4 protein-coding genes are annotated in these 5,972 nt (G+C 39.7%); 3 read left to right on the top strand and 1 reads right to left on the bottom strand.

The features are described 5' to 3' along the window. The coding region (locus AACY61_RS07465; RefSeq protein WP_339610953.1) for an oxidoreductase at nt 1-877 on the bottom strand (877 nt) is incomplete at its 3' end. Between the two features lie 214 nt (nt 878-1,091). Here AACY61_RS07465 and AACY61_RS07460 point away from each other — a divergent pair. From AACY61_RS07460 to purL, 3 genes are all read left to right on the top strand, one after another. Then, nucleotides 1,092-2,306, top strand: coding sequence for a methyltransferase domain-containing protein (locus AACY61_RS07460; protein WP_339610952.1), 1,215 nt, complete (start codon nt 1,092-1,094; stop codon nt 2,304-2,306). A gap of 81 nt (nt 2,307-2,387) precedes the next feature. After that, the gene (locus tag AACY61_RS07455; RefSeq protein ID WP_339610951.1) at nt 2,388-3,434 is read left to right on the top strand and encodes an endonuclease; all 1,047 of its coding nucleotides are present in this window, start codon (nt 2,388-2,390) and stop codon (nt 3,432-3,434) included. Nucleotides 3,435-3,546: 112 nt separating this feature from the next. After that, on the top strand, nt 3,547-5,972 hold a 2,426-nt coding region (gene purL, locus AACY61_RS07450; protein WP_339610950.1), incomplete at its 3' end, for a phosphoribosylformylglycinamidine synthase.

Here is a 5,972-nt window from a genome sequence, read left to right as displayed (position 1 = left end):
TTTCAGGCACAAACTTAACAGACGATCGGTAGCCCGGGCCAGAGCCATCGCTCACTAGCTTCCAGGTTTTACCCCCGTCTTCAGTTATTGCCTTATTGGATTGATTATTGCTTTTATTTTCCCAATCACCACCAAAAATAATCCCGGTATTTTCATCATAAAAATCAATGCTGTAAATTCCGGTCATTTTTCCTCCCTGAATTATTGGAGTTTCGTATACTTCCCAGCTAGTTCCCTTGTTTGATGTATGAAATACACGTGCTTTTTTCCCTCCACTTGCAATCCAAGCATTGGTATCATAAACTGCTATGTTTGAATTGCTGGCTGCAAATGCAGCCTCCCCTTCAGATATTTCAGGAAGAAACTCACAAGTCAGTTTTGTCCAGGTATTCCCACTATCATTTGTCAATAGCACACTCAAACAATCTGAAGTAGGATCACCCATTGCTATTCCGGTCTTATTGTCCCAAAACTTTATAGCGTTATAAAACACTTTTTCTCCCTTTTCCAGATATACCTGTTCAAGAGAAGTAGCTTCCAGTCCGTCAAAACCGATTTTATATAATATTCCCGGATTTGCAATACTCAACACAAATACCGCTTGATCAGTTTTTGCAATAGACCGAAAATGCAGCAGGCTGTCTTCATATCTAATGACTGCCAATTTTGGTGTATTATGATCAATCAATCCCACTTTTCCAACATTTCCAGCAAACCAAACCCTGTTTTCATCTACCGGATTCAACGCTCTGATACTTACTGAATCTGTGTAAATACGTTCAATAGCCACTTCTTCAAAACCGGTTTTAATGGATTTTTTTTCATTACTACAATAAGTTAGCAACAAGGCAACTAAAAATAGGCCAATCGTTCTCATTTTTTAAATTTTGGCTAAATATAAAAACTTTTCAGGGAGATTGTAATACCTTTGCAGATTCCTTGTGAGAAGAAATTATTGAGTACTAAATTTGCATTTTCTTGAAACATTAAAATTTATTGTTTTAATTAGAAAATGACCTAAATTAAAAGTTGTTTTAATTTTAAAATACACCCTCCAGAGGTGGAGAAGTAACCTGAAATAAAATACCCAAATGCGATTACACCGAAATTTAGTTTTTGCTTCCATTGATGCCCTTCACGAAATATTCAATGAAAACAGTTATGCGGACAAAGCACTTCAAGGAACCCTAAAAAGAGACAAACGCTGGGGTGCCCGGGACCGAAGTTTTATTGCTGAAATGGTCTATGACATAGTAAGGTGGAAACGATTATATGCAGAAATAGCGGAGGTCAAAGAACCTTTTGACCGTCAAAAATTGTTTCGTTTGTTTGCCGTTTGGGCTACTTTAAAGGGCATTGCACTGCCCGACTGGAAACAACTTGAAGACACTCCCACTCGCAGAATTAAAGGGCGTTTTGACGAACTTTCAAAAATCAGAAAATATCGTGAATCCATTCCGGACTGGCTGGATGAATTGGGTAAGAAGGAACTCGGAAAAACATGGGATACTGAAATTGCCGCCCTCAATATTGAAGCAGATGTAGTACTGCGAACCAATACCCTTAAAACCACACCTGAACAATTGAAAGCTGTTTTGTTTGATTTAGATATTGAAACAGAAACTGTTCAAGGTTTGCCAAATGCTTTAAAATTAAAACAACGCGCCAATGTATTTCAAGTACCTGCATTTAAAGACGGGTGGTTTGAAGTGCAGGATGCTTCTTCACAATTAGTTGCTGAATATCTTGATGTCAAACCCGGAATGAGAGTTGTTGATGCCTGTGCTGGTGCTGGTGGAAAATCACTTCACCTGGCATCGCTCATGGAAAATAAAGGGCAATTAATTGCATTGGACATTTATGCAAACAAGCTCAATGAACTTAAAAGAAGAGCCAAACGTGCCGGCGCTTTCAATATTGAAACAAGGCATATTGACAGCACCAAAGTGATTAAGAAACTTCACGAAAAAGCTGACAGGGTTTTAATCGATGCCCCTTGCTCTGGATTGGGGGTATTGAGAAGAAACCCTGATGCAAAATGGAAATTGCAACCGGAATTTATTGATAATATTAAACAAACTCAAGCTGAAATTCTTGAAAATTATTCAAAAATGGTTAAACCCGGTGGACAAATGGTCTATGCAACCTGCTCCATACTACCATCTGAAAACCAAAAACAAATTAAGAAATTCTTAAACTCAGAAACCGGGAAAAGTTTTAATTTAGCCAAAGAAAAAACCATTTTACCATCAAAATCAGGGTATGATGGATTCTATATGGCATTACTTACAAAAGAAAATAACTAAAATCCTTTCTTGGGAAATTACATAAATAACTTCAATTCCATTAAAATTAAAGTAAGAATTGAAACACTAAAATTAATCTTGATGAAAAGAATCTTATCCATTACACTTTGTTTACTGACGTATTTAACTTACTCTCAACAACCTTATTACAATGATGTAAATCTAACCTTAACGGGACAGGCTTTATATAGTGAACTACAGCAAAAAATTTCAACATACAATACTTCATTTAATTATGGTGACGCACGTGATGTCTTAGTATTCACAGATGAAGATCCTACTAATTCAAACAATGTACTTTTAACTTACGGTTTTAATGATAATGACGGAAACTGCACTACAGATCGTTCAAGAGACAAGGATGATTTTGGAGGAGTTTCTTGTGAGTACAATCGTGAGCACGTATTTGCCCGCTCACAACCCGTTCCGGATATGGGGGATGTGAACAATGGAACAACAGGGATTGGTGCAGACCCTCACAACCTCAGAGCAACAGACCAGCAAATGAATAACAACAGAGGTAGTAAAAAGTTTCAGGATGGAAGTGGAAACTCAGGAGATGTTGGCAGTGGAAACTGGTATCCCGGTGATGAATGGAAAGGTGATGTAGCCAGAATGATTATGTATATGTACACTCGTTATGGTGACCAATGCTTACCAGCTTATGCCGGTGTTGGGAGTACACAAGGAAGTACCCAAATGCTACAGACTTTTTTAGAGTGGAACACAGAAGATCCCGTAAGTGATTATGAAGACCAGCGTAATGACTACCTTCAAGTAGCCTACAGTAATCGCAACCCTTTCATTGATAACCCTGCTTTAGCTACAATTATTTGGGGTGGACCACAGGCTGAAGACCGGTGGGGGCTGTTAAGTACTCAAACAGTTTCTGTCATAGATTTTATTATGTACCCCAATCCAAATTCTGAAAAAGAGCTTACGATTCAATCTGATGCAACAATTGAATCTGTTGTCATTTATAACATCAACGGTCAAATAGAATTAAACATCAAAAACCCTGAACTCACAAAAGAAATTATAGATTTAAATACGCTGAAAAAAGGATTTTATTTAGTCAATATTAATTCAGGCAAAGGGACATCCACAAAAAAGCTTATTATAAATTAGCAGTATTATCTCAAGTTATTTTAAAAAGCCCGAAACTAAAATTTCGGGCTTTTTTTTAGAATAAAATCAGTAATTTTGTGCTTTGTTTTTCATCATCAAACAAACACCTTTTATGATCCTCTTTTTTTCCAAACAGAAAACGGTTTACGCAGTAGCTACACAACAAAAACTTGACGACCAAAACATTCATAAACTCAATTGGCTTTTTGGCGATGCTTCCTTAAAACCAGAATCCGTCCTGACACTTCCAGCGACGGATTTTTTTGTAGGTCCACGCGCAGCTATGGTAACCCCCTGGAGTACCAATGCGGTGGAAATCACCCAAAATATGGGAATAGAAGGAATCATCCAGATTGAAGAATTTCAAATCACAAAAAAAAGTGAAGCCGACTATGACCCCATGCTATTGCAAAAATATTCAGAGTTGAATCAGGAACTTTTTACGATAAACATTCAACCTGATACAATTAAAGATATCACAGACATTGCCGCTTATAACAAAAAGGAAGGACTGGCGCTTAATGATGAGGAGGTTACTTATTTAGAAGAACTATCCATACGTTTGAAACGTCCACTCACAGATTCTGAAGTCTTTGGGTTTTCACAAGTAAACTCAGAGCATTGCCGTCATAAAATTTTTAATGGCACCTTTGTGATTGATGGAAAAGAAAAGCCTTCTTCGCTCTTTAAGCTCATCAAAAAAACTTCGGCTGAAAATCCCAACACCATTGTTTCGGCTTACAAAGACAACGTAGCTTTCATAGAAGGCCCCACGGTAGAGCAATTCGCTCCCAAAAGTGCAGATAAACCTGACTTTTACCAAAAGAAAAACTATGAGAGCGTGATTTCGCTTAAAGCGGAAACGCACAACTTCCCCACCACCGTAGAACCATTCAACGGGGCTGCAACCGGAAGCGGTGGAGAAATAAGAGACCGACTTGCCGGAGGAAAAGGCTCGTTGCCCCTCGCCGGAACTGCAGTCTATATGACCTCTTATCCAAGATTGGAAAACAGGCCTTGGGAGCAAAATATTGAAGCCAGAAAATGGCTCTACCAAACACCTTTAGATATTCTCATCAAAGCATCTAATGGTGCTTCAGACTTTGGAAATAAATTTGGACAACCCTTGATTGCAGGTTCGGTTTTGACTTTTGAGCATCAGGAAAAAGACGCTTCGGCTCTGCTCAGAGGCCGTATGTTAGGCTATGACAAAGTAATAATGCTAGCCGGCGGAATTGGTTACGGAAAAAAAGACCAAAGTATCAAAGACAAACCCAAGGTGGGCGATGATATTGTGATTTTAGGTGGTGATAATTATCGCATAGGGATGGGTGGTGCTGCTGTATCTTCGGCAGATACCGGGGCATTTTCAAGTGGTATCGAACTCAATGCCATTCAGCGTTCCAATCCCGAAATGCAAAAGCGTGCCGCAAACGCCATTCGTGGTTTGGTGGAAAGTGATATCAACCCCATTGTATCCATTCACGACCACGGCGCCGGCGGACACCTCAACTGCCTGAGCGAATTGGTTGAAGAAACTGGAGGTGAAATCGCTTTGGAAAAATTACCTGTGGGCGACCCTACCCTTTCGGCGAAAGAAATTATTGGTAATGAATCACAAGAAAGAATGGGGCTCGTTATTGGTCAAAAAGATACTGAAACCCTAAGACGCATTGCTGAAAGAGAACGTTCACCAATGTATGAAGTGGGTACGGTAACAGGTGATCACCGTTTTGTGTTCAAAGCTAAAGATGGTAAAAATCCAATGAACCTGGCACTGGCTGATATGTTTGGAAGTTCGCCAAAAACGGTAATGACAGATAAAACCATTGAAAGAAATTATCCTGAATTAAAATATTCATCAGATAAAATAAAAGACTATATCACTCAAGTGCTCCAACTGGAAGCGGTGGCTTGTAAAGATTGGCTTACTAATAAAGTGGATCGTTGTGTAACGGGGCGTGTCGTCAAACAGCAGTGTGTTGGACCGTTGCAGATTCCGTTAAACAACTGCGGGGTGATGGCCCTCGATTACAACGGCAAGGAAGGTGTGGCAACCAGCATTGGGCACTCCCCTATTTCGGGCTTGATTGATCCGGTGGCCGGTTCTAAAAACTCCATCGCCGAAGCACTCACCAACATTGTATGGGCACCTTTGAAAGACGGATTGCAATCCGTTTCACTTTCGGCTAATTGGATGTGGCCTTGTAACAATCCCGGTGAAGATGCACGATTGTATGCCGCTGTGGAAGCCGTTTCAGAGTTTTCAATTGCTTTGGGGATTAATGTTCCTACCGGAAAAGATTCCCTTTCGATGAAACAAAAATATCCGGATGGCGATGTAATATCTCCCGGAACGGTCATTATATCGGCTGCAGGAAATTGTGACGCCATCACAAAAGTGGTAGAACCCATGCTACAAAAAGGAAAAGGCAGTATCTATTACATCAACCTGAGCAAGGACGACTTCAAACTAGGAGGTTCTTCTTTTGCTCAAATATTAAACGAAATTGGTGATGAAGCACCTTCAGTGAAGAA

The sequence above is a fragment of the uncultured Planktosalinus sp. genome, from assembly GCF_963973675.1.
Lineage (GTDB): Bacteria > Bacteroidota > Bacteroidia > Flavobacteriales > Flavobacteriaceae > Planktosalinus.
This window is presented reverse-complemented; position numbering and strand designations above follow the sequence as displayed.

Excerpts from the sequence above, each read along its gene's own strand:
- AACY61_RS07460 (WP_339610952.1), top strand. The coding sequence starts at position 1,092 with ATGCGATTACACCGAAATTTAGTTTTTGCTTCCATTGATGCCCTTCAC.
- AACY61_RS07455 (WP_339610951.1), top strand. The coding sequence starts at position 2,388 with ATGAAAAGAATCTTATCCATTACACTTTGTTTACTGACGTATTTAACT.